Genomic DNA, 21,941 nt, shown 5'->3' with positions numbered 1-21,941 from the left:
TACAAACATTTGTTAATATTTATATAATTACTTAATTAAAGTTATAAAGGTGGTTATAAAAATGGAAATCTATCAAGCTTCAATGGAGGATCTAGAAGGAGTTTCCGCTTTATTTAATTTATACCGTGTATTTTACAGCCAGGCACCCGATTTGGCAGCAGCAGCCGATTACATAAAAGAACGCTTGGAGAAGGAGGACTCTGTCATATATGTGGTGAAAAAGGAAGGAAAGTATCTTGGATTTACTCAGCTATATCCAACTTATTCATCTATATCTATGAAAAGGGCCTGGATCCTGAATGATTTGTATGTGGATGCAGAGGCAAGAAAACAGGGAATAGGGGAAATGCTCATAGACAAGGCAAAAGATCTCGCTGCTGAAACTGGGGCAGTGAGTCTCAGCCTGAGTACGGCTCATGATAATATATCTGCACAAAGACTCTATGAAAAAATCGGGTTTACGCGGGATGAGCAATTTTATCATTATGAATTAAGTATTTAATGAAAATGAAAAAACGCCTGACAACAGGCGTTTTTTCATTATTCGAGATTTATCAGAGCCTCGGCAAACCGTTTAATCCCTTCATGGATGTTTGCTTCATTTTCCCTGCCAAATGTAAATCGAACGAACCCTTTCTCGGATCCCATGGTTGTTCCGGGAACATATATGACACCCCGTTTTATTGACTCTTCAAGCAGCTGATTTTCATTGTGCTCTTTTTTGATCCGGCACCAAAGATGTATTCCGCCTTGCGGTGTACTAAATTCCACTTGGTCTTCCAGAAAATGATTCAGGCTTGAAACAATTGAGTTTCTCCGCTGTTCCAATTGCCTGGTCAGAAATTTTAAATGTGACTCAAAGCCTGCGGACTCAATAAAATCATTCGCAATCCATTGCGAATAGCTTCCATGGCCGAAATCCACCTGCTGCTTGGCATCTGATAACCGCTCAATTACCGATCTGGGGCCAATGATCCAGCCGATTCTAAGCCCGGAAGCGACAATTTTGGTCAAAGAACTAATATATAAAACAATGCCATTGCGATCCAGGGATTTGAGTGTATTCATTTTTTCACCGGTAAAGGGTGTTAGGCTGTAAGGATCATCTTCCACCACCGGAATCCCGTATTCAGAGGACAATTCAAGGATTTTTCTGCGCCTGTCTTCAGGAAGCAATGTGCCTGTGGGGTTTTGAAAAATAGGATTTAAAAAGATCATCTTTATTCGATACTTTTTATATAAGGCTATAATATCATCAGGATTTACTCCATGCTTGCCTGTTTTTAAATAAAAGGTTTTGACTCCGGCTGATTTAAAGATTGGCAGGCTGTAGTGATAAGAGGGATCCTCGATGGCAACAGAGTCCCCGGGTTTTAAGAGGCATTGGACGACAAGGTGCAGGGCCTGCTGGGCACCGGATGTAATAAGTATGGAAGAAGGGCTGGTCTCGATGTCCCGGTACTCTTTTACATGATCAGCCAGTGTACTTCTTAGAATTTCATTTCCCTGCGGGTGATCGTACCCCAGTGTACCGATAAAAGAGCGATTGGAAGTAATTTCTCTTAGAGAAGCCAAAGGAAAGAGGTCGTGAGAGAGTTCCCCGCTGGCCAGGTTGATCAGTTTTGTCTCTGCCAGTTCTTTATGTATCCTTTGTGTGACTGGCAAGTTGGGCAAAAAGGAGCCTGCTTCAATATACCGGTTCCAGCTTGGAATACGTCTTTTCGCCATTCCCCAAATATCCTTGCTGACCATCGTACCGCTTCCCCGGTTTCGTTCGACGATCCCGTTTGACTCCAATTCATCATATGCAGCAACAACCGTGCTTCTATTGATATCAAACTGTTTTGCTAATCCTCTTTCTGAGGGCAGAGGTTTGTCTAGCGGGAAGGTGCCATCTGCTATTCCGTTTTCTATATAAATCGCCAGCTGTTTATAAATAGGTGTTTTTGATTTTCTATCAGGTTTCCAATCCAATTGAAACATCCTTTTATAAAAAATGAGTTATGTAATATTATATCAGCTCTTAGAAAAATTATCGGCTGCAATATTGAGTAAAAGTTCATGTTGACTTTTGTAACTGTAAATATTATTATTACAGTATACCCTGTAAAATAAATGAATGCAGATTAATGGTGTATTAACTGTAATTTTTATTATTACATTTTAAAAAGACGAATACAATAGAGGGAGTGTTTTAAATGGTGAATCTATTCTTATCTTCCAGCTGCGGTTCCTGCCGGAAAGCACGTGCGTGGCTTGAGGAGCATCAAATTGAGTATGTGGAACGGAACATAGTAACGGAGCCGCTTACAGTCGATGAAATTAAATCGATTCTTCGTCTTACTGAGAATGGGACCGAGGAGATTATTTCAACTAAATCAAAAGCTTACCAGGAGCTGAACGTGAATATTGATTCAATGCCGCTGAAAGAGTTATATCAAGTAATCATTGATAACCCGCAAATGCTCCGCAGACCGATTATACTGGATGAAAAAAGACTGCAGGTAGGCTTTAACGAGGATGAAATCCGCAGCTTCCTTCCTCGGAAGTTTCGTGCGTTTTCATACAATGAACTGCAAAGATTGGCTAACTAGACAGCGCCAGTCTGTATATTCTTGACAAGTCATTCTGTAACACTTAGTCTTACAGTACAGTATCAGAAATATAGGAGGCCGGCCATGAATAGCGATTTTACTCTTGCCATTCACAGTCTAACTTATCTCGCTCTGCAACTGGATCGCATGTCAACGAGCGATGCGATTTCTGAAAGTGCAGGTGTCCATCCGGTCCGCATCCGAAAAGTCCTGAGTTTATTAAAAAAACATGGATTTATCAAATCAAAAGAGGGAACGGGCGGCGGATTTATTTTTGCCCGGGATTTAAGTGAAGTGAATCTTTGGGATATTTATAAGATTACATCTGAAGGTGCACTTCAGCCGAAGTGTCCGGATTCAAATGAAGCGTGTGTAGTGGGTGCGAATATGCAAAGAGTTCTGATCAGCATCTTTTTAGGTGCAGAGGAACATTTGGGAGAATATTTGAAGCACTATACCTTAAAAGATATTGTTGATCTTATCCATAAAGAAAAATAATTGGGAGCTTCCAAGCTTTCCAGCAGCTGAAATGTAATAAAAAATGTTACAGTTTAAAAAAACACTTCGAAGAAGGTGAATGAAATGATGTCCAACCATAATGCCATTTTAAAAACGGGAGATTGGGTCAAGGGGAAATCCCATGAAGGGGAACTAATCATTGGCTATATCGAGAACCTTGAAGAAGGAATTATTAAGACAAAGGTGATTTCGAGTGATAATAAAACCATTGAAGGCAAAATCATTCCCCTGCAGAGCAAACAGGTTAAGAAAATGCCGGCGGCGAAAGTGGCCAACAAGGAACAGATTCATTTCCTGATTGATCTTGCTCTTTCCACTGGAGATGAAGAATGGTTCTTTGAATTGACCACAAAACTAAACTCAATGAGAGAGCTTGTGAAGGATGTTAAATAAGTCAGGGGAAGTGCCTGTATCAGTCTGCTTATCAGCAGGTGGATGCAGGCACTTTGTTTTATTGTGCAGATTATCCAATAATATACTAATTTAAGAGGGATTAGGGCTTGGATTTCGAATATAGTATTTCAGGGTATTTACCACTATTTTTGTAAGATTTAATATCGCATAATGGCGGATTGGGAGGATAGCCTTTGATAAAAATATTACGAATAGTTATGTCCGTTATTATTATTCCTTTAGCACTTTATATGTTAATTACTAATAACTTTGAGTGGATGCCCTTTAATTTGTTTTTGTTAAGCTTGTTTATGATGGTGATGGGGACGGATGAGTTTATAAAAGGCAGAAAACAGTATGGGTATCTAAATGTAGCTGTTTCATTTTTTATAGTTTTTGTTGCTTTTTTTATTTGGTGAAAGGTCGCATGTGAGTAATCGTGCAATTTTATTAAAAGGGATGATTTTATATCAAATACACTATCAGTCAAATGCTGGCAAGAAAAATAATAACTGCATCTATAGCAGGGTCGCTGTTCGCCGTTTTGTTAGGTCTGATTGCAGCGGATGCGTTTGCCGGAGAAGTTAATTCAGCTGGCGAGTATTTTCAGGGAGTTATGCTGTCCATTCCCTTCTATCTTCTGTACAGCTTCCCGGTCATTTTGGTTTATGGCACAGTAACTTCCGTCATTAGTGACTGCATATCCTTGTTTTTTTCGAATCATACAAACAGGAAACTGGAATTTTATATTTCATTACTTCTTCACCTGCTTTTTGGATTAATTTTGCGTGGCTTAAGTTTAGCTGCAGCTGTATTATTTTTTGTTACGGATATTGTTTTACGCCGTAAACAAATCGGCGGCTGGAGAAATGCTTTAAAATCATTATGTTTGCCGGTTTTCATCTGGGTTGTGTTTATGGGTGGCGTGTATCTTATGGATGCTGGTGGAATTTGATGTGTATTGTCCGAGTTAGCCTGTGTTTGTCCGAACACAATGGAATCCCAAGATGCAAATTTCACAATACACCATTCCCTCCATTGCCCATAAACTGAAATCGGGGTGATGAATATGTGTAGACTATACCAAAAAGATATAGAAGCCTATCATCAAAAATATTTCCGCCCGTCCTGCTTGCGAGCGTTAAATCTAAGGTTTAGCACCTGGGAGTTCTTAGCTCCCTTCTATGACAAAACTTATGACCAAATCAAAATTCCTCCTCAATTGAGCTTAACCCCCGAAGACACGGTTCTCAACTATTTTAGTATTTTGCGGGAAGCTGAAAATATGTACGACAGGGGCTGTGGCACTATAGGCCAGGCCAAACTTCCTTTTCCCATTGCTTATAACTTTTTGTCTCAGGAATATCAGAAAACATTAAGCTATAAAGAATATGTTCATATATTTTCCGGGATCGGGCATACAAGTTTAATAAAGCTATGCCGAGTTCCGGATAGAATGCGGGGAATTAGATTCTTTTATGAAATTGAAACGATTGAAGGTGCTGAAGGCAAGAAAGCTGAGTACTTTGGATATTCTTATGGTTTTATCAGTCTTGTAAAGGAACAGGAAGGTTTTCGGATTTCTGAGATGAGCAGAATAGAGGAAGATTTCCTGTGTGCGCCATACCATGGCTGGAATCATGATGGGGAAGCGGTTGTTGAGGTAAAGTATGGGCATTGGTGCCTTTTAATACAGCATATTTACCCAACGATTAGAAATGAGTACATTAAGAGCATTTATTTTCATGGTAAGGACGGAGCGGATTATTGCATTCTCTTTGCGCTTTTAACCAATGGGACCGACATAGAAATCGCTCAATTTCGTAAAGCTGGAGATGGGGAGTGGAAGCAGGTGTACATGAAGCCGGAAGAGGTTTGTGCAGGGGAATAAGAGAATTTTTCACAGGCTGTTAAGTCGACAGCCTTTTCAAGATATGGATTTTGGGTTTACTTACCACTTTTAGTGATGATACCCTTTAGGAAAGAGGTGGAAAAATGAACCTGATTCTATTTGCTATTATTCACATTGTAATGGGGTGTGCATTGATCCATAAATATGGTAAATTGCCAAAAGCAATAGCCGCATTTGCATTCGTTTTTCTAACTATGAGTTTTCTTTATTGGGGAGCAGTGATAATCAATTTTGCCAATTAGTTCAGCTGCCAGAGGGCGGCTTTTTATTTTTGTGAAGGAGTAGTTACAGGGGAGGATTCTATGAAGAAGAGGAATACCAAGAAATATTTAAAGAGAATTATAGTAACATTATTATTTTCCTATTTTGTATATAGCACTTTTATAAATCTCGATTACAGAAATCATATGAAGCAAAGTCAGGAACAAAATTATCAGCATTTGCGGACTATATCTGCAATTGGAGACAATTTGGCTCATCGGCTGGTGGAATTCACACAGATACCTATTGAGCAAGAGGATGAAAAGAAAGCCGAATTGTTTGACTCTTGGAGGGTTGTCAGCAGTGAGAGCAGGAGTATTTACTCCTATTTGTCCCGTATGTCCACTTTACATATGGAGGATGAGATCGATGACTGGAATTTGCTTCAATATAGTTTGTTTCGCGTTGATATGTTTATAGATGGCATGACTATTAAGCTTCTGGAAAATCGGTCATATCGGATAAGTGATGAAGAAAAAGAAAAAATGGATGCAGTTATTTCTGTGTATCGAAATGTCAGCAAAGAGGCAGAAAAGGAGTCTGTCGAAATAGAAAGGCTCCTGGAATCTATACAGGAACCTATGCTGATTATAGATAATAATTATTCAGATGCCATTGAAAAAACATATGGGAATTAACTAATACCCCCACAAAACGTGGGGGTCATGTTCACCAAATATAAGCGCCTTCACATGTATTGGCCTTAGGCTCATAATAGCAATGCTGTTTGAATTGCCCGGAGAAAGGCTGATCGTACCATGTTGGCGGACATGCAGCGTACGGATTGAAATACCAGAGAGCAAACTTGGAAGGATGCTGTCTCCAATAATCTAACGTTTGTTTGGCCAACCTCTTTTCCACACTTCGTGCCCTGTTATAAAAAACATTTCCTTTTTGTACAGCTTCAAAAGAATAATTCCCTCCCTGCACCTGAAAAATGACTTGCGGGATGGTCCTTAAGCCTTCAAAATCGAGGCAATTAGCTTTTCGGCGGTTGACGATTACATTCCCAACCATCAGCATACCCAATTTTCCTTCACCTTCGGCCTCTGCTCTCATCATCCTGGCCATTAAAGCCACATCGCTGTCGGTATATTGTACCCTTGGCACTTTTTATCACCTCTAAAGGAATTGTATTAAGAAATTCTGCAAACATGTTAACTCGAGAAAATATTAATTGGGGGTGCAAACTGCATCGCGTTCAGCACCCCCTTATTAGATATATAAATATTAGAGTTTATGAGCTTGCTAATTTATATGCTATGTCTGTTAGAGAAATGCAGAAAAGTAAACATTGGGTGAAACTTTCTTTTTGGGGATTCGTACCATTAATTGAGGGGGTAGTAATCTTGAAAACTAAAGATGATAAAAAAGAAGTAAGCCGGAAAAATTTATTATATGGTATAGGCCTATTTATTTTCGGTGGTATGGCTTTAACAAATGTGACGACCCCATTGCCATCAAAGGAAGAAACAAAAGAATTTCTTCTGTTTATTTTAGGATGTGCATTAATTTATTACCTTCTAGTAAGCATCTACTACTTAGGCGGATTTTGGAGAAAGGTTTTTTATATAATGTTAATTCTTCTATGCGGGGTTAGCATCAGTATGGCTTTTTACCTGGCAACTAATTCAATAGCTCACTAATAAGAAAGGGAAAAGGGGACAGACAGGTATCCTCTCCCCAATTTTTTAACTGGAACGATGAACCTGTCCCTCTGTCCCGCAATACTCTTTAATCAGCCTAACTGCTTTTGTTTGGCTGATTCCAAGGTCGCTTGCTACTTTTCTGGAGGATTTATGAATCTGATAGGATCGTCTTACCAGGTTTCTTTTGGTCTCATCCAAAGCCTTATCCAGAGTAGTGTAATGAGATGGGCAGACTGCTTGATTAGTACTTTCCTTGATCATGTCAGGGAGATCTGCAATCTGAATAATAGAGTTGCTGATGATGACTAATCTTTCAATCAGGTTTTCAAGCTGACGCACATTTCCCGGCCAGGAATAGTGAGTAAGGATATTTAGGCATTCTTCAGAAATGACTTTATTATCATTATATTTATGATTGAATTTATTCAGGAAATTGTAGGTAAGCGGGATGATATCTTCTCTTCTTTCCCGTAATGGCGGCAGGTGAATGTCAATGACATTTAAGCGATAAAACAAGTCTTCTCTAAATAACTTGTTTTCAATCATAGTCTGCAGATTCTGGTTGGTAGCCGCGATGATGCGGATATCAACTTTTTTCATTTCGCTGCTTCCTACAGGGATAAACTGTTTTTCCTGAATAAGCTGGAGAAGCTTAGCCTGCACGGATAGGGGCATTTCGCCGATTTCGTCCAGGAAGATGGTACCGCCGTCCGCTGCTTCTATTAATCCTTGTTTTCCTAACTTATTTGCCCCGGTGAAGGCGCCTTTTGAGTAGCCAAATAGTTCTGACTCCAATAATTCTTCCGGGATGGCCGCACAGTTAATAGCAAGAAAAGGTCGTTTATTTCGATTGCTGACTTTGTGAATATATTGAGAGAAGGCACCTTTTCCAGTTCCGGATTCACCGAGAATCAGAATATTTGAATCAGTTGGCGCTACTTTTTTGCAAAACTCCAATATTCCTTTAATCTCCCCGCTATTGGTCACAATGGTGATTTCCTCATCTTCATCCTGCTGAGTTGATTTTGACTCAATTTGATCCTCAATTGCATTCATTATTTTCATTTTTTGTATTTCTGTAGATGTAATGACAACCAGTTCAATTTCATTTTTGTTATTTAAGATCGGGATGGCCGTAGTCATCAGCTCTGCCCCGATATAGGTCTGCTGTCTCATGTAGCACGGCTCTTTCCGCCGATAGACCTCAGGTACAATAGAAGGTTTCCAGTAGCCTTTTTCAAAAAGTTCCACATTGTACTTTCCGATGATGTCTTTTGGCTTAAGCCCGTAATGCCTCTCACATACCTTATTTACATATAAAATCCGCATTTCTCCATCCAAAACAAAGATCTCATCTGACGAATAATCGAGAATTTTTAACAAGGTCTCCAGTGTCATTTCTACATTGCCTGTATTTGTTGGCATTTTCATTAGAAGATCCCTCCTGAGTCATTTTTGGTTCGGATAAATCTGCGTAATGAGTCCATTTTAACTCAATATCACTTGTTTTTCAGTATATTTTTAATCTTTTGTTTAATTATAAAGGGTTTGCACTATTGGCACAGTACTTGCATTGAAAAGGAGTATAGAACGACATAAAGGAGGTTAGGGAATGGGAAATACCCCAAATATACTCGATATCACCATTATTGGCGGAGGACCAGTTGGTTTATTTACCGCTTTTTATGCGGGAATGCGCCAGGCTTCCGTGAAAGTGATCGAGAGCCTGCCGCAGCTTGGCGGCCAACTATCAGCGTTATATCCAGAAAAATATATTTATGACATCGCTGGTTTTCCAAAGGTAAGAGCGCAAGAACTTGTAGATAATTTATTAAAGCAAATGAATCAATTTGAACCAAGCATTTGTTTAGGAGAATCAGTTGAAAGCATCTCCCGCCTGTCTGACCGGTCATTTGCAATCACAACAAATAAAGGCATCCATTATTCGAAGGCAGTGATCATTACCGCGGGAAACGGTGCTTTTCAGCCAAGAAAATTAAATATCGACAGCGAGAAAAAATATGAAAACAAAAACCTTCATTACTTTGTTAAAGACTTAAAGCAATTTGCCGGCAAAAAGGTGGTCATCTTTGGCGGCGGAGATTCCGCTGTTGACTGGGCATTGATGCTCGAGCCGATAGCCGAACAAGTAACACTGATTCACAGGAGAGATAAGTTCCGGGCTCATGAGCATAGTGTTGAAAAATTGAAAGATTCCAAAGTGGAAGTGCTGACGCCTTATATCCCACTGGAACTGGCTGGAGCAGATGAAATAGAAAACGTGATGGTGGAAAACACAAACAGCGGAGAAACAAGGCTCATTCCGGCAGATGATATACTAGTGAATTTTGGATTTGTATCTTCTCTGGGTCCCATTAAAGATTGGGGTTTGGAAATAGAGAAAAATGCGATCTTAGTAAACTCCAAAATGGAAACGAATATTGCCGGGATTTATGCAGCAGGCGACATCTGCACCTATGAAGGCAAAGTAAAGCTGATTGCCAGCGGCTTTGGGGAGGCGCCGACTGCTATCAGTAATGCAAAGGTTTATATTGACCCAGCTTCAAAAGTACAGCCGCTCCATAGTACAAGCATGATGGCGAATAAGGAAAAAACCGGTTCAGCCATTTAATTTATAAAAATTCATATTAGAGGGAGATATATCATGACTGCTTACAATAAAGTGCAAAATGCAACAAACCGTACGTTTGAAAGAACATTAACCTATGACAAATACACAGATCCGAAAGTATTAGACAAAGAGATGGACCTTGTTTTTGCAAAGTCCTGGCAGCTCGTTGGGCATGTTAGCCAGGTGGAAAAGGCCGGAGACTTTTTTACTGCGGAGGTGGCGGGGGAGCCGATTATCGTTAACCGCGGGAAAGATGAAGTCGTTCGTGCTTTTTATAATGTTTGTCCGCATCGGGCGACAAAGCTTGAAAAAAATGAAGCCGGAAATAAGAAGATCCTTCAATGTGCTTATCATGGTTGGACATTCAAGCTTGATGGCCAGCTGAATAAAGCTCCTAACTTCAAAGGAGAAGATGAGGCGTGTGTAAAGGATGCCTGTCTGCGTTCTGTGCGAATGGAAATTTTAGAATCACTCATCTTTGTGAATTTGGATGACAATGCAAAGCCATTAAGCGAGTCATATGGAGATTTCTTCGAAAGATTAAGCAAGAATACATTTTTGAGTGAGCTAAAAAGAACCAGCCAAAAAACACGTACATTTAAGGCAAACTGGAAGGCCTTTATGGATAACTACTTGGAGTGTGACCATTGCCATGTTGCTCATCCAAGCTTCGTGGCGGCACTGGATATGAATGATTATCAGATTATTACGTGTGAGAACTATTCCATGCAAGGAACGGTTGTAAAGCCGGATAAAAAGTATGGAACGGTTAATTTAGATGAAGCGGAAATGCAAGGCGGCCAATTCTACTGGCTTTGGCCAAATTTGATGCTGACCATTTACCCTGGACCAGGCAATATGGCGACCATTCAAATCATTCCGATTGATCATGAGACATCCATGGCTGTCTATACTTATTACTTCCGCGATGAAAACCTCTCACAGGCAGAAAAGGATTTAATGACTTTCGCGGAGCAGGTCCGTTCAGAGGATATTGAGCTGGTGGAATTGGAGCAGATTGGCTTCCGTTCACGAGCGTTCAATAAAGGCAGATATTCGTCTTCAGAAAAGGCAATTGTTCAATTTCATGAAATGGTATTGGAGGCCCTAAATGAGTAAATTAACCGGAGTTCAGCCAACTAAGAAATATTTAATGATTAATGGAGAAAAAGTGGAAGCAAACCGTTACACATCCCTTTATTCACCTTATTCTGGGGAAGAAATTGCCCAAATCGCGATGGCCAGCAAAGAACAGACTGAACAGGCCATTGAAGCTGCGTATGAATCCAGACAGTTGATGGCAAAAATGCCTGCCTTTAAGAGAGCGGAGATTTTAGAAAAAGTGGTTTCTCTTTTGACTGAAAAAGCGGATGAAGCGGCAGAGATCATTACCCGTGAGTCTTCCAAACCGATCATGTTTTCAAAAGCGGAAGTGGCCAGAACAATCGAAACCTATAAATTTTCCGCTGAGGAAGCGAAGCGCATTCACGGAGAAACGATTCCTTTCGATGCTGCATCGGGCGGTGTTGGCCGGATCGGCTATACATTAAGGGAACCGATTGGGGTCATAGGAGCCATCACTCCTTTTAACTTCCCTATGAATCTTGTAGCTCATAAGGTAGGTCCAGCGATTGCAGCAGGCAATACAGTGGTATTAAAGCCAGCCTCTCAGACGCCGCTCTCGGCATTGTTTATAGCAGAGTTATTTGAAGAGGCAGGGCTTCCGCCAGGGGTGTTAAACGTTGTGACCGGACCTGGAAGTGTAGTGGGAGAAGAAATTGTCAGAAATGACCTCGTCAGCATGGTCACCTTCACCGGCAGTCCTGAAGTAGGGATTGGGATCCGCAACAGGGCAGGTTTAAAGAAAACAACATTGGAGCTGGGCTCTAACTCAGCATTGATTATTGATAAAGATGCGGAGGTTGATCGAATCATTGACCGCTGCATTATGGGGGCTTTTTCAAATCAGGGGCAGGTCTGTATTTCGCTTCAGCGAATCTATGCACATGAAGATGTGTATGAAGAGTTCACAGAAAAATTTACTAGGGCCGCAAAGCAGCTGAAGGTTGGCGATCCGCTTGAGCCGGATACGTATATTTCTTCTTTAATTTCAAAAGGAGAGGCTGATCGAGTTCTGGGCTGGATTGAGGAAACAGAGAGCAGCAGCGCTGAGATTACGGCTGGCGGAAGCCTTCGTAATGGAGTACTTGAGCCTACAATCATTACAAATGCCGAACATGATTTAAAAGTATCCTGCCAGGAGGCTTTTGCCCCCGTTGTCGTTGTAAATAAATTCAACTCCATTGAGAAAGCCATTGAGCAAGTCAACAACTCGCGGTTTGGACTGCAGGCGGGAATTTACACCAACAATGTGAAGCACGCCCTATATGCTTCACAGGAGCTGCATGTTGGGGGAGTCATAATCAATGATGTTCCAACCTACCGTGTTGATCAAATGCCATATGGCGGTGTAAAGGAAAGCGGCACCGGACGGGAAGGCATCAAATATGCAATAGAAGAAATGACCGAAATGAAATTAATTGTCTGGAATAATAACTGAAGGTGAAGGGAGAATTCTGTGAAAAATTATAAGATTGCGGTGATCGCAGGAGATGGAATCGGACCTGAAGTGATTGGCGAAGGGATTAAAGTATTGAATAAAGTGGCGGAAATTGATTCAGGTTTCAGCTTTGATTTCACTTATTTTCCATGGGGATGTGAATTTTATACTAAGCATGGAAAGATGATGGAAGACAATGGCATAGAGACATTGAAAGAGTTTGACGCCATTTACTTGGGGGCAGTCGGGTTTCCTGGCGTCCCTGACCATATCTCGTTATGGGATTTGCTTTTAAGAATCCGCAAAGAGTTTCAGCAATACGTGAATATCCGGCCTGTCCAATTGCTGAAAGGGGCAAAAACTTCCTTAGTGGATGTAAAACGGGAAGATATCAATATGCTATTTATACGCGAAAATACCGAAGGAGAGTATGCTGGTGCGGGTGAATGGCTGTTTAAGGGGAAGCCGAATGAAGTTGTACTGCAAAACAGCGTGTTTTCCCGTAAAGGAACGGAAAGAATCATCCGGTATGCGTTTGAAACAGCCCGTAAAGAGGGCAGGTCTCTTACAAGCATATCGAAAGCAAATGCATTGAATTATTCAATGGTGTTCTGGGATCAGGTTTTTGAAAAAGTAAGCGCTGAGTACCCTGATGTGGAAACTGCCTCCTATCTGGTCGATGCCGCTGCCATGCTGATGGTTAAGGATCCAAAAAGGTTTGAAGTGGTCGTCACATCCAACTTATTTGGAGATATCTTAACAGACCTGGGGGCTGCCATTGCGGGAGGAATTGGGCTTGCAGCTGGTGCCAATATTAATCCTGAAAGAGAATATCCGTCCATGTTTGAGCCTATTCATGGCTCTGCTCCTGATATTGCCGGAAAGGGGATTGCCAACCCGCTGGCTTCCATTTGGTCTGCCAGCCAGATGCTGGATTTCTTCGGGTATGAAAACTATGGGAAGCAAGTACTCGATGCAATAGAAGAGCTGCTGATAGAAGATCAGGATCTGACACCTGATATGGGAGGAACAGCTTCTACAAGTGAAGTGGCCGATCGAATCATTGACCTCATAGATACCCGTATATCAGCGGGAAAAATAGGTGTTTAAAAGTCAATGGATATCATAGGAAGAAGAATGTTTCTTCCTATGGTATAGGTTGATTTTTCTCCTATTTCTTTTATACTTAACTTTTATTAGCAGGCTGCTTTAAACCTATTGTCACCTTATATATACTAGAATACTGGGTGCCGCAGAGTGACCGATTTTTCCAAAAACTTACCGAAAGAGATTACTATTTTTTGCGCGCCAGTTTGATTTACCTTACGTAAGTGTAGGTTTTAATCGCAAATTTCTCTGCTGAATAGTCTTGCTTTTTTTGAAGAGATTGGAAACCGCTTACATTTAAATTACTGAAAATTCAATATCTGACAAGGAGTGTTGATATGAACAGTAAAAGAACTGTCTTTTATTCCTCATTAGCTATAAGCTTGGCTTTGATTAGTGTTGGGGTGCTTGCTCCTGAAAAATTAGAGAGTTTCTCCAATAACTCTTTGGAGTTTATCTATAATAATTTAGGCTGGTTTATTTTGGCCAGTGTATTTTTCTTTTTTGCTTTTTGCCTGTATATTGGCCTCTCAAAGTTCGGGCATATCAGGTTAGGTCAAGACGATGACAGGCCAGAGTATAAAACAGCTACATGGGTAGGCATGCTGTTTAGTGCCTCCATTGGCATCAGTCTGGTATTTTGGGGTGTAGCAGAGCCTGTTTCATACTATATTGACCCTCCGTTCGGAAAAGGTTCTTCAGAAGAATCGGCAAAGTTAGCCATGCAGTTTGTTTATCTTCATTGGGGAGTCTCAGCCTGGGCGTGTTACGCTGTGGTAGGAGTATCTTTGGCCTTTTTCCAATTCCGCAAAAAGCTCCCTGCATCTTTAAGTTCTGTATTCTACCCTTTAATAGGCGACAAAATTAGAGGGCCTTTTGGCAAAATGATCGATATTATGGTTATTTTATCAATTGTTATTGGAATAGCAACTTCACTGGGCTTTGGTACATTGCAAGTGAATAGCGGCATGAATTATCTATGGGGTATTCCAGTAAGCTTCTACTCTCAAATGGCTATCATTCTGGTTGTTAGCTTAATATATGTGGGTTCTACGGTTTCAGGCCTTCAAGGGGCTATGAAGAACCTTTCAAACCTCAATATGGCATTGGCATTTGCGTTATTGGCTTTCATACTATTCCTGGGGCCGACTCAATCCATATTAAAAATCTTCGTTCAAGGCATAGGGGATTATGCTCAAAACTTTATTGGGATGTCATTTAGGACAGAACCTTATAGTGAGGGATCCTGGATTGCAAGCTGGACGCTGTTTTATTTTGGCTGGTGGATTGCTTGGGCTCCTCTTGTCGGCAGCTTCGTAGCCAGAATCTCAAAGGGAAGAACCATTAAGGAGTTTATGGTTGGGGCTATCTTCATTCCTGTTATAGGGGCTTTCTTCTGGTTTGCTGTAATGGGCGGATCAGCCATTGATCTGATTCAAAACATGGGGGAGAACGCTATTGCCACGGCAGTTTCTACTGACGTAACCTCTGCTTTGTTTAAGTTTTTTGACTATTTTCCAATGAGTGTATTTTTAAGTATTTTAGCAATGGTGTTAGTACTTGTTTTCTTTATTACTTCTGCCAATTCAGCTGTTTTCGTATTAGGGATGATCAGTGAAAATGGAAATCCGAATCCATCTCACTCAACGAAAATCATTTGGGGTATTGTCATTGCAGCGGTATCAGCTGTACTAATTATGACAGGCGGTTTGTCAGGGCTGCAATCTGCCTTAGTAGCAACTTCTATTCCATTAGCTATTCTAATGCTTGTGATGTGTTATTCAACTTATAAAGGATTGAAGGATGAGCTAAAAATGATGAGAGTAAGTAAAAGTCAGCAGGAGCGTATAGTTGATATTAGAAAAAAGGTGACAACGAAAAAAGCATAATTTTGGATTAATTAATATAAAAAGTGCCTGTCTCTTCATATGAATGAAGAGACAGGCACTTTTGCGTATTCTATTAGTGACTTTGCTTAACCGGTAGAGGGGGACGTGTTGCCATTTTTCTAATTAGTATTTTAAATGGCTTGTTTTTCAGTATTGTAAATAAAATACAACCAGCAATCACAATGAAACTGCCCACAGTCTGAATCCAGGTCATTTCTTCCCCTAAAAAAGCAAATGCCAAAACGGCTGTAAAAACGGGATTAAAGTTCAAGAACAATCCAGAGGTATTGGGGCCAAGTTTATTCACTCCGATATTCCAAAGGACCATACACAGGACGGTCGAAATCAGGCCGGTATATAAAATGGATTGAATAAAAGAAGCATTTATGTTCGATACCGTGAAGCTGGAAACACTAAAAGGAAGCAAGACAAGAAGGCCGAAAATGCCAGAGTATAGAATTGACATCATCGGTGAGACGTTCCTCATCGCCCATTTGCTGCTGACAGAATAAATTCCCCACATACCTACAGCTGCCATCATATAGAGATCTCCTGCATTAAATGTCATTGAAAATAATAATTCCAAATTCCCTTTTGAGAGGACAATCAGAACGCCGAATAATGAAACAAACATAGAAAGGAATTGAAGTGAATTCATTTTTTCTTTTAGAAAAATGAAAGAGAAGGCAGCAATCGAAAACATGTTCAAGGTTGAAATTAACCCAACATTCGTAGCTGATGTTTTTTCAAGTGCCATGAATTGCAGAGCCTGAAACAAAGCAACGCCCGTGATACCCATCAGCAATAATGGCAGGATGGCATTTTTCGGCGGCAGGAGCCGTTTCTCTTTATGCCAGACAAGAGGAGCAAGACAGATAATGGCGATGGTCCATCTTAACATGGTTAAGGTAATAGGAGATGCGTGGTCCACAAGCGTTTTTCCAACAATAAAATTTCCGCCCCAAAGTAAGCTTGTTAATAAAAGGAGAAGATAATATTTCACGTCATTTAGCCCCTTTTCAGAGCCATTGTGCACAATGACATTGTTTATATGAATAATTTTAACATTTTTTATATTAAACAAAAGAAAATTTTGTATAATGAAGTTAATTCAAAATAATTAAAAGTTTATTAGATAATAAGTATGAAAAATTCAGTTTTGGTATGTGATTTGAAAAGGATTTGGAATAATTGAAAAGGGTGGATGGACAGTGGAATCGATTGTAAGTAAGGTACTGGATCACCTGGATATAAAAATCTTGGATTTGCTTCAAAAGGATGCGCGGATTAGCAACCTGGAACTGTCGAAAAGGGTGAACCTGTCAGCTCCGGCTGTTCATGCAAGAATTAAGCGGCTGGAAGCGGAAGGGTATATCCAGGAGCATGTCGCTATTCTAAGCCATGAGAAGCTGGGCTTTGATTTATTATGCTTCGTGTTTATGAGCACCAATATGCACCAGGCGGAAAAACTGGAATCTCTTGAAAAGACGCTGGAATCCATGAAGGAAGTTTTAGAATGTCATTGTTTAACAGGAGAGTATGATTATCTTTTGAAAGTGGCGTGCAAGGATCGCAAGGGGCTGGAGATGTTTATCAGGAAGCTGAATGAATTGGGAATCACGAAAATACAGACCAGCCTTGCGCTGAGGGAGATAAAAGATTCGACGGTACTGCCGATTCAGGAATAGCATTGTTTTGGGAAAATTGAAACCTTTTCCAGAAAAAATCGTAGAATCTAGAAACAAAGTTCAGGAGGGATTAGGTTGACGAAAAAGCTCGCACAGCTCCAAACCCGGTATTATGTGCTTTTTGGCGCAGCAATTGGTTCTGTGATCGGATTAGTGGCTTATGTGAAAGATTGGATTTAAACGATGGACGGGCAGCCGATTAACTTTTCCGTATGAGGGTATTCTTGTCTGTGTTTAAAACAAACATAATCAGGAAAAATACATATAAGTACTTGTGCAGGGGAGGAAACAAAAATGCCATACGATAAACTAAGCGATCTGCCAGACTCTGTTAAAGACAATCTTCCGCATCACGCCCAGGAAATCTTTAAGGAAGCGTTTAATTCTGCAAGTGAAGAGTATGACGAAGAAGAAACGGCCTTTAAGGTGGCCTGGAGTGCAGTGAAGAAGAAATATGAGAAGAATGATGATGATAAATGGGTCGAAAAGGAAGAGTAAATAGGTAAAAGGTGTCCCGTTTGAGGACACCTTTTTCAATCTTCTTCCGCCTCATTCTCAACATATTTCTTCAAGTTCTGGTATTGATCTTCAAACACAAATTTAGCCGTCCAGCCTAAAAGTTTGGTTGTCAGCTTATAAAAGAGGCTGCTCGGAATCAGGCTTGCTTCTACAATCAGACGCGTCCCGTCATGTTCCCTTGATAAGAGATACCTTGAAATGCTTAATCCCTCTTTGGAATGGGAGTGCATAACCACTTTATAGGGAGCTTCATATTCGATCAGCTCGGATTCGATTTTGAGGATTTTTTTATCCAATTTCTGAACGGTAACAAACTTGGTCCCAGGCTGCGGGACTGGTTTGTTTTCCTCATTGTCATAAATGTTTTCGATCAGCATGGTATTCCAGAGCTTTATTTTTTCATCGTCATCCACGTATTTAAAAACCAAATCAATCGGGGCGTGAATGACATCTTCATACCTGTAAACTAGAATTTCTTCCATTTTAAAATCCTCATTTTCTATTTAATCAAAAGCATCTTACTAGTTTTTTCGGCAAAGCTTGCTGGAATTTAATAAAGGTTATTATTTTGTAAATTTTCTGAAACTAAATAAGCCATCATCCGTATAGAGAAATAAGGGGTGATGGACATGTCAGGAATAATTATTATGGGTTTGCTTCTTATTATTGTGATTGGTATTAGCGGATCCAAACCATCAAAACGTACTTATGATAGTGGGAATTCCTCCTCCCATCATTATATAGGAGATTATAGCAGCAGATCAGATAACTGTGATAGTTTCGGAGGAGATAGCGGCGGGTGCGGAGGCGGGGTTGACTGAATCCAGGCCAATTATTAATAAATAGAGGTGCTAAATGAACTATCTTTGGAAACTGGCTGCCGGGTTATGGCTGGTTATGGCATTGACAGGCTGCATAGCGGAAGAATATGATTTCACTCCGCCAGCTGTAACTCTCTCCAACACCGATAGTGTACAGTCAGCAGAATTAAAGGAAGCAAATGTTGATTGGATAGGAGAAAATAACAAACAGATCAAGAAAGAGACAGATGATATAATATCATTTGCGAAAAAACAGGAAGCACTCTCCTATAAAGGCGGACAAAAAATAGATCTGCTGTTTGACAGTGAAGATTTTTTGGTAGAAGAATTATCAGTTTCCCTATGGAAAAATGATGAGGAGATTCAATTGGCCTTATATGACTATCGTTCTTTTTCTCTTCCTGAAGAAAAAGGTGAATATGTAATAGAAGTGTATCTTCGTTCTGATAGTGGAAGTGCACAATATGCAGGGAATGTGGTCATTCTTGGGTAACAGGTCTGCCTTGAAAGGAAGAATATAGTGAATAATGTCATGATAAGAAGACCAGCAGCAGAGGATGTAAAAGATCTGAACCATTTCTTTAGAATAGTTATAACCGATACATTTCTAAAAGAAGGTATTGGGGGTTTGCTTGAAGACATGGAGGAAGAAATTAAAGCCAAGGAAAACTGCCTGAATCGGGACTTGAAAAGCGGCGGTAAAGATCGGTATTTTCTAATTGCATTAAGTGAAGATAAAATCGTTGGATCAGTAGAATACGGTCCAGCCAGTGAGCTGATAATTAAAAGTACTGACCAGGCACTTAAAAGCCTTTATGAGGTGGGTACGGTATTCGTGCATCCTGACTATCAGAAAAAAGGCATAGGCAATCAATTATTAGATGCAATCATCTTGGCCTTAAAGAATATGGGTGCAGATGAATTCTGTTTGGATTCAGGATATAAAAACTCCCAAAAAGTCTGGAAAAAGAAATTTGGAGAACCAGGCTACCTGTTAAATGATTACTGGGGTGAAGGGGCTCATCATATGATTTGGCGAGTCAAGACTGATTCTATCCATACTTTTCGCCATTGAAATAGGAGGATAGGGTCTGGTTATCTAACTATATAAAAAGAAGTTTTCCTTCATCCTTCATACAAAGTGAGGAAAAACTTCTTTAATGCCGTTCCATTTGGTCGTGTACTCTGCTCCTTATTTACTAAGGAACGATCCTCGAGCCAGTTTATACAAGGATTTTACCTAAAGCCGCCTCGTCTGCAATAATGGTCACAGCGGGGTGTTTTTTTAATATTGATGCTGGGAAGCTTTCGTTTACTTCTCCCTCCAAGAGCTGCTCTAAAGCTGCACTTTTTGCATCTCCCGAGATAAGCAATAGTATTTCCCTGCTGCGCATAATGCTCGTAATTCCCATGGTAATGGCATGAGAGGGAACTTCATTCATGCTGTTAAAATATCTTGCATTGGCTTTGCGTGTGGAAGGTGTTAATTCGACTATATGTGTTTCGGAGTCAAAGGATGTTCCTGGTTCATTAAAGCCGATATGGCCGTTGCTGCCGATGCCCAGAACTTGAAGGTCAATGCCTCCATGTCTCTTTATCAGAGATTCGTAGTCCCTGCATTGCTGCTGGGGATTGATTTTATCCCCAGAAGGAACATGAGTATTCTCCTTTTGAATATCAATATCATTAAATAAATGCTTGTCCATAAAATAACGGTAACTATTCGGGTCTATACCAGAAAGCCCCAAATATTCATCCAGATTAAATGTTGTTACGTCCCTGTAGGATGTATGCTTCTTTTGATGATCGTCTATCATTCGATCATATAATCCAACTGGGGTACCGCCTGTTGCCAATCCCAGCTTAATATCAGGGCTGCGGCGAACTCTTTCGATTAAAAATTCCGCTGCTTTTTGACTCATTTCATCATAATTCTTTGCTTGTAAGAGTTTCACAGCTGTTCTCCTCCTCGATGATAGGCAATCTCTCCGCGGCAAAATGTCATGGCTACTTCAAGCTGCTCATCCAATATCACGATATCAGCATCTTTTCCAATGCTAAGGGTTCCTTTGCGGTCAATGACATTTAACTGCTTAGCCGGATTTACAGAAGCCATTTGGATGGCATCTTCCAGTGAGCAGCCCGTGAAAGCCATCATATTTTTCATTGCATTTCCGAGTTTTAGAATGCTCCCTGCGAGGGTCCCATCCTGTAAAAGAGCCTTCCCGTCTTCAACCGTTACAGCCTGTCCGCCAAGATCATAGATTCCATTTTTCAAGCATTTGGCACGCATGGCGTCTGTGATAAGAATCAGTTCTTTTTCGCCTTTTTGCTGAAAGGCAAGCTTCATCATTTCAGGACGTACATGAACACCGTCGGCGATTAATTCTGCTGTTAATTCTTCACGAAGCAAAGCAGCACCCACTACACCGGGTTCCCGATGATGCAGGCCGCGCATTTGATTAAATAGATGTGTGACATGTTTAGCACCAGCCTCAATAGCTTGGGAGACTTCTTCATATGTGGCATCGGAATGGCCGATAGAAGCAATAATGCCGTTTTCATCCAGGTATTTCACCATTTCCATGCCGCCTGGCTGTTCAGGAGCCAGTGTAACAATTTTTACTGTTTTATTTGCGAGATTATTCCATTTTTTAAATTGCTCAATGCTGGAATTTCTAATGAACTCCTCAGGCTGAGCGCCAGCTTTGGACTTATTGACATATGGCCCTTCGAGGTGGACGCCAAGGATTTCCGCTTTACCGGGAGGCTGAGACTTCTGTATATAGCTCCCAGCGTTTATTAGAGCCTTTTCAATGGCTGCTTGGCTCTGAGTCATTGTAGTGGCTAAGAAACTGGTTGTTCCTTCTTTAGGAAGAGCGTCAGACATGGTCTCTAATGCCTCCACTGAGGCATCCATCACATCAGCACCATTTACTCCATGGATATGAATATCAATTAAGCCGGGAATGGCCTTAAAGGAAGATGGAACTTCCATCACTTCAACCCCCATTGATGCTGGCAAATCCGTGGATGGCCCAATCCCGATTATCTTGTGATCCTGCAATAGAATATAACCTTCTTCGATCTTTTGGTCTTCCGCATATATTTGCATTCCTTTAAGCAAGATAGCTTTCAAGGTAAACAACTCCCTTTTTGCAGATCAGCTGGCTAAGTCTCGCTAATCTCTACAGTATTCAATAATGAATGCTTCAAGAGCATTCCGTTTTCCCGGCGGCGGGTTCTTCATTCCAGTAAATATTCTACTATCAGGAATGAATGAAAAGTAGACACATACTCTAATTTGAACGTGTTTTCAGTGTTCTCGGGAAAATGATGAAAAGAATTGAAACCGATTTCAACCTCATTGAACTTCGGCAGCTGCGAATATATGATA

General features: G+C 40.6%; 26 protein-coding genes. 19 read left to right on the top strand and 7 right to left on the bottom strand.

The annotated features are described in order from the left end of the window. Positions 1 to 61: 61 nt before the first annotated feature. Complete coding sequence (locus AC3WTL_RS17775; protein WP_222499987.1) at positions 62 to 502, top strand: GNAT family N-acetyltransferase; 441 nt, start codon at positions 62 to 64, stop codon at positions 500 to 502. Between the two features lie 38 nt (positions 503 to 540). Here the strand turns inward: AC3WTL_RS17775 and pdxR are convergent, their stop codons facing one another. Then, positions 541 to 1,974, bottom strand: coding sequence for a MocR-like pyridoxine biosynthesis transcription factor PdxR (gene pdxR, locus AC3WTL_RS17770; RefSeq protein ID WP_492369831.1), 1,434 nt, complete (start codon positions 1,972 to 1,974; stop codon positions 541 to 543). Between the two features lie 224 nt (positions 1,975 to 2,198). Here pdxR and spxA point away from each other — a divergent pair, with 224 nt between their 5' ends. From spxA to AC3WTL_RS17735, 7 genes are all read left to right on the top strand, one after another. Continuing rightward, positions 2,199 to 2,594 (top strand): transcriptional regulator SpxA, encoded by a 396-nt coding sequence (spxA, locus tag AC3WTL_RS17765; RefSeq protein ID WP_222499982.1) that lies wholly within the window; start codon positions 2,199 to 2,201, stop codon positions 2,592 to 2,594. An 84-nt stretch (positions 2,595 to 2,678) separates the two neighbouring features. Further along, positions 2,679 to 3,092, top strand: coding sequence for an RrF2 family transcriptional regulator (locus AC3WTL_RS17760; protein WP_035325467.1), 414 nt, complete (start codon positions 2,679 to 2,681; stop codon positions 3,090 to 3,092). Between the two features lie 84 nt (positions 3,093 to 3,176). Beyond that, on the top strand, positions 3,177 to 3,506 hold the full coding sequence (locus tag AC3WTL_RS17755; protein ID WP_197214105.1) for an IDEAL domain-containing protein: 330 nt from the start codon (positions 3,177 to 3,179) through the stop codon (positions 3,504 to 3,506). Positions 3,507 to 3,700: 194 nt separating this feature from the next. Next, the gene (locus AC3WTL_RS17750; RefSeq protein ID WP_252220723.1) at positions 3,701 to 3,925 is read left to right on the top strand and encodes a fatty acid desaturase family protein; all 225 of its coding nucleotides are present in this window, start codon (positions 3,701 to 3,703) and stop codon (positions 3,923 to 3,925) included. 125 nt (positions 3,926 to 4,050) lie between these two features. Continuing rightward, complete coding sequence (locus AC3WTL_RS17745) at positions 4,051 to 4,461, top strand: hypothetical protein (protein WP_492369830.1); 411 nt, start codon at positions 4,051 to 4,053, stop codon at positions 4,459 to 4,461. A gap of 330 nt (positions 4,462 to 4,791) precedes the next feature. Further along, the gene (locus AC3WTL_RS17740) at positions 4,792 to 5,397 is read left to right on the top strand and encodes a hypothetical protein (protein ID WP_492369829.1); all 606 of its coding nucleotides are present in this window, start codon (positions 4,792 to 4,794) and stop codon (positions 5,395 to 5,397) included. A gap of 323 nt (positions 5,398 to 5,720) precedes the next feature. Then, the gene (locus AC3WTL_RS17735) at positions 5,721 to 6,317 is read left to right on the top strand and encodes a hypothetical protein (protein ID WP_492369828.1); all 597 of its coding nucleotides are present in this window, start codon (positions 5,721 to 5,723) and stop codon (positions 6,315 to 6,317) included. 31 nt (positions 6,318 to 6,348) lie between these two features. On the opposite strand, the gene AC3WTL_RS17730 is transcribed toward AC3WTL_RS17735, so the two are convergent. Next, positions 6,349 to 6,789: a cell wall hydrolase gene (locus AC3WTL_RS17730; RefSeq protein ID WP_035325478.1), complete on the bottom strand. Its 441-nt coding sequence runs from the start codon at positions 6,787 to 6,789 to the stop codon at positions 6,349 to 6,351. A 239-nt stretch (positions 6,790 to 7,028) separates the two neighbouring features. Between AC3WTL_RS17730 and AC3WTL_RS17725 the strand changes: the two genes are divergently transcribed. Further along, the gene (locus AC3WTL_RS17725; RefSeq protein WP_492369827.1) at positions 7,029 to 7,325 is read left to right on the top strand and encodes a hypothetical protein; all 297 of its coding nucleotides are present in this window, start codon (positions 7,029 to 7,031) and stop codon (positions 7,323 to 7,325) included. Positions 7,326 to 7,370: 45 nt separating this feature from the next. Here AC3WTL_RS17725 and AC3WTL_RS17720 read toward each other — a convergent pair whose 3' ends face one another. Next, a complete protein-coding gene (locus AC3WTL_RS17720) occupies positions 7,371 to 8,759 on the bottom strand; it encodes a sigma-54 interaction domain-containing protein (protein WP_252220733.1) in 1,389 nt (462 codons plus the stop codon). Positions 8,760 to 8,940: 181 nt separating this feature from the next. On the opposite strand from AC3WTL_RS17720, the gene AC3WTL_RS17715 reads away from it, so the two are divergent. The 5 genes from AC3WTL_RS17715 to AC3WTL_RS17695 all read left to right on the top strand — a co-directional run bounded on the left by AC3WTL_RS17715 (position 8,941) and on the right by AC3WTL_RS17695 (position 15,516). After that, positions 8,941 to 9,960 (top strand): NAD(P)/FAD-dependent oxidoreductase, encoded by a 1,020-nt coding sequence (locus AC3WTL_RS17715; RefSeq protein ID WP_252220734.1) that lies wholly within the window; start codon positions 8,941 to 8,943, stop codon positions 9,958 to 9,960. Between the two features lie 33 nt (positions 9,961 to 9,993). Continuing rightward, a complete protein-coding gene (locus AC3WTL_RS17710; RefSeq protein WP_222499970.1) occupies positions 9,994 to 11,079 on the top strand; it encodes an aromatic ring-hydroxylating oxygenase subunit alpha in 1,086 nt (361 codons plus the stop codon). Continuing rightward, positions 11,072 to 12,520, top strand: a complete 1,449-nt coding sequence (locus AC3WTL_RS17705; RefSeq protein ID WP_252220735.1) for an aldehyde dehydrogenase family protein — start codon at positions 11,072 to 11,074, stop codon at positions 12,518 to 12,520. The genes AC3WTL_RS17710 and AC3WTL_RS17705 overlap by 8 nt, the downstream gene beginning before the upstream one ends. 18 nt (positions 12,521 to 12,538) lie before the next feature. After that, positions 12,539 to 13,630, top strand: coding sequence for a tartrate dehydrogenase (locus AC3WTL_RS17700; RefSeq protein ID WP_252220736.1), 1,092 nt, complete (start codon positions 12,539 to 12,541; stop codon positions 13,628 to 13,630). Between the two features lie 335 nt (positions 13,631 to 13,965). Continuing rightward, on the top strand, positions 13,966 to 15,516 hold the full coding sequence (locus AC3WTL_RS17695) for a BCCT family transporter (protein ID WP_197214116.1): 1,551 nt from the start codon (positions 13,966 to 13,968) through the stop codon (positions 15,514 to 15,516). Positions 15,517 to 15,589: 73 nt separating this feature from the next. Here the strand turns inward: AC3WTL_RS17695 and AC3WTL_RS17690 are convergent, their stop codons facing one another. Next, positions 15,590 to 16,519: a DMT family transporter gene (locus AC3WTL_RS17690; RefSeq protein ID WP_492369826.1), complete on the bottom strand. Its 930-nt coding sequence runs from the start codon at positions 16,517 to 16,519 to the stop codon at positions 15,590 to 15,592. 208 nt (positions 16,520 to 16,727) lie between these two features. Between AC3WTL_RS17690 and AC3WTL_RS17685 the strand changes: the two genes are divergently transcribed. Both AC3WTL_RS17685 and AC3WTL_RS17680 read left to right on the top strand, forming a co-directional pair. Continuing rightward, on the top strand, positions 16,728 to 17,204 hold the full coding sequence (locus tag AC3WTL_RS17685) for an Lrp/AsnC ligand binding domain-containing protein (RefSeq protein ID WP_197248660.1): 477 nt from the start codon (positions 16,728 to 16,730) through the stop codon (positions 17,202 to 17,204). A gap of 294 nt (positions 17,205 to 17,498) precedes the next feature. Next, positions 17,499 to 17,702 (top strand): ChaB family protein, encoded by a 204-nt coding sequence (locus AC3WTL_RS17680; RefSeq protein ID WP_035325486.1) that lies wholly within the window; start codon positions 17,499 to 17,501, stop codon positions 17,700 to 17,702. A gap of 35 nt (positions 17,703 to 17,737) precedes the next feature. Here AC3WTL_RS17680 and AC3WTL_RS17675 read toward each other — a convergent pair whose 3' ends face one another. Continuing rightward, entirely contained in the window at positions 17,738 to 18,205 is a 468-nt protein-coding gene (locus AC3WTL_RS17675) for an SRPBCC domain-containing protein (protein WP_197214119.1), read from the bottom strand. Positions 18,206 to 18,352: 147 nt separating this feature from the next. Between AC3WTL_RS17675 and AC3WTL_RS17670 the strand changes: the two genes are divergently transcribed. The 3 genes from AC3WTL_RS17670 to AC3WTL_RS17660 are packed head-to-tail and all read left to right on the top strand — an operon-like array spanning position 18,353 to position 19,619. Then, complete coding sequence (locus AC3WTL_RS17670) at positions 18,353 to 18,544, top strand: hypothetical protein (protein WP_492369825.1); 192 nt, start codon at positions 18,353 to 18,355, stop codon at positions 18,542 to 18,544. 34 nt (positions 18,545 to 18,578) lie between these two features. Then, complete coding sequence (locus AC3WTL_RS17665) at positions 18,579 to 19,037, top strand: hypothetical protein (RefSeq protein WP_492369824.1); 459 nt, start codon at positions 18,579 to 18,581, stop codon at positions 19,035 to 19,037. A 27-nt stretch (positions 19,038 to 19,064) separates the two neighbouring features. Beyond that, positions 19,065 to 19,619, top strand: coding sequence for a GNAT family N-acetyltransferase (locus AC3WTL_RS17660; protein WP_492369823.1), 555 nt, complete (start codon positions 19,065 to 19,067; stop codon positions 19,617 to 19,619). Between the two features lie 148 nt (positions 19,620 to 19,767). Here AC3WTL_RS17660 and nagB read toward each other — a convergent pair whose 3' ends face one another. Together nagB and nagA are read right to left on the bottom strand one after the other, a co-directional pair. Further along, positions 19,768 to 20,499, bottom strand: a complete 732-nt coding sequence (nagB, locus tag AC3WTL_RS17655) for a glucosamine-6-phosphate deaminase (RefSeq protein ID WP_492369822.1) — start codon at positions 20,497 to 20,499, stop codon at positions 19,768 to 19,770. After that, a complete protein-coding gene (gene nagA / locus AC3WTL_RS17650) occupies positions 20,496 to 21,683 on the bottom strand; it encodes an N-acetylglucosamine-6-phosphate deacetylase (protein WP_492369821.1) in 1,188 nt (395 codons plus the stop codon). The genes nagB and nagA overlap by 4 nt, the downstream gene beginning before the upstream one ends. Between the last annotated feature and the right edge of the window lie 258 nt (positions 21,684 to 21,941).

The sequence above is a fragment of the Cytobacillus sp. EB106-05-05-XG126 genome (assembly GCF_058791715.1).
The sequence above is the reverse complement of the archived record's forward strand: the minus strand, read 5'-3'. Positions and strand labels throughout refer to the sequence as shown.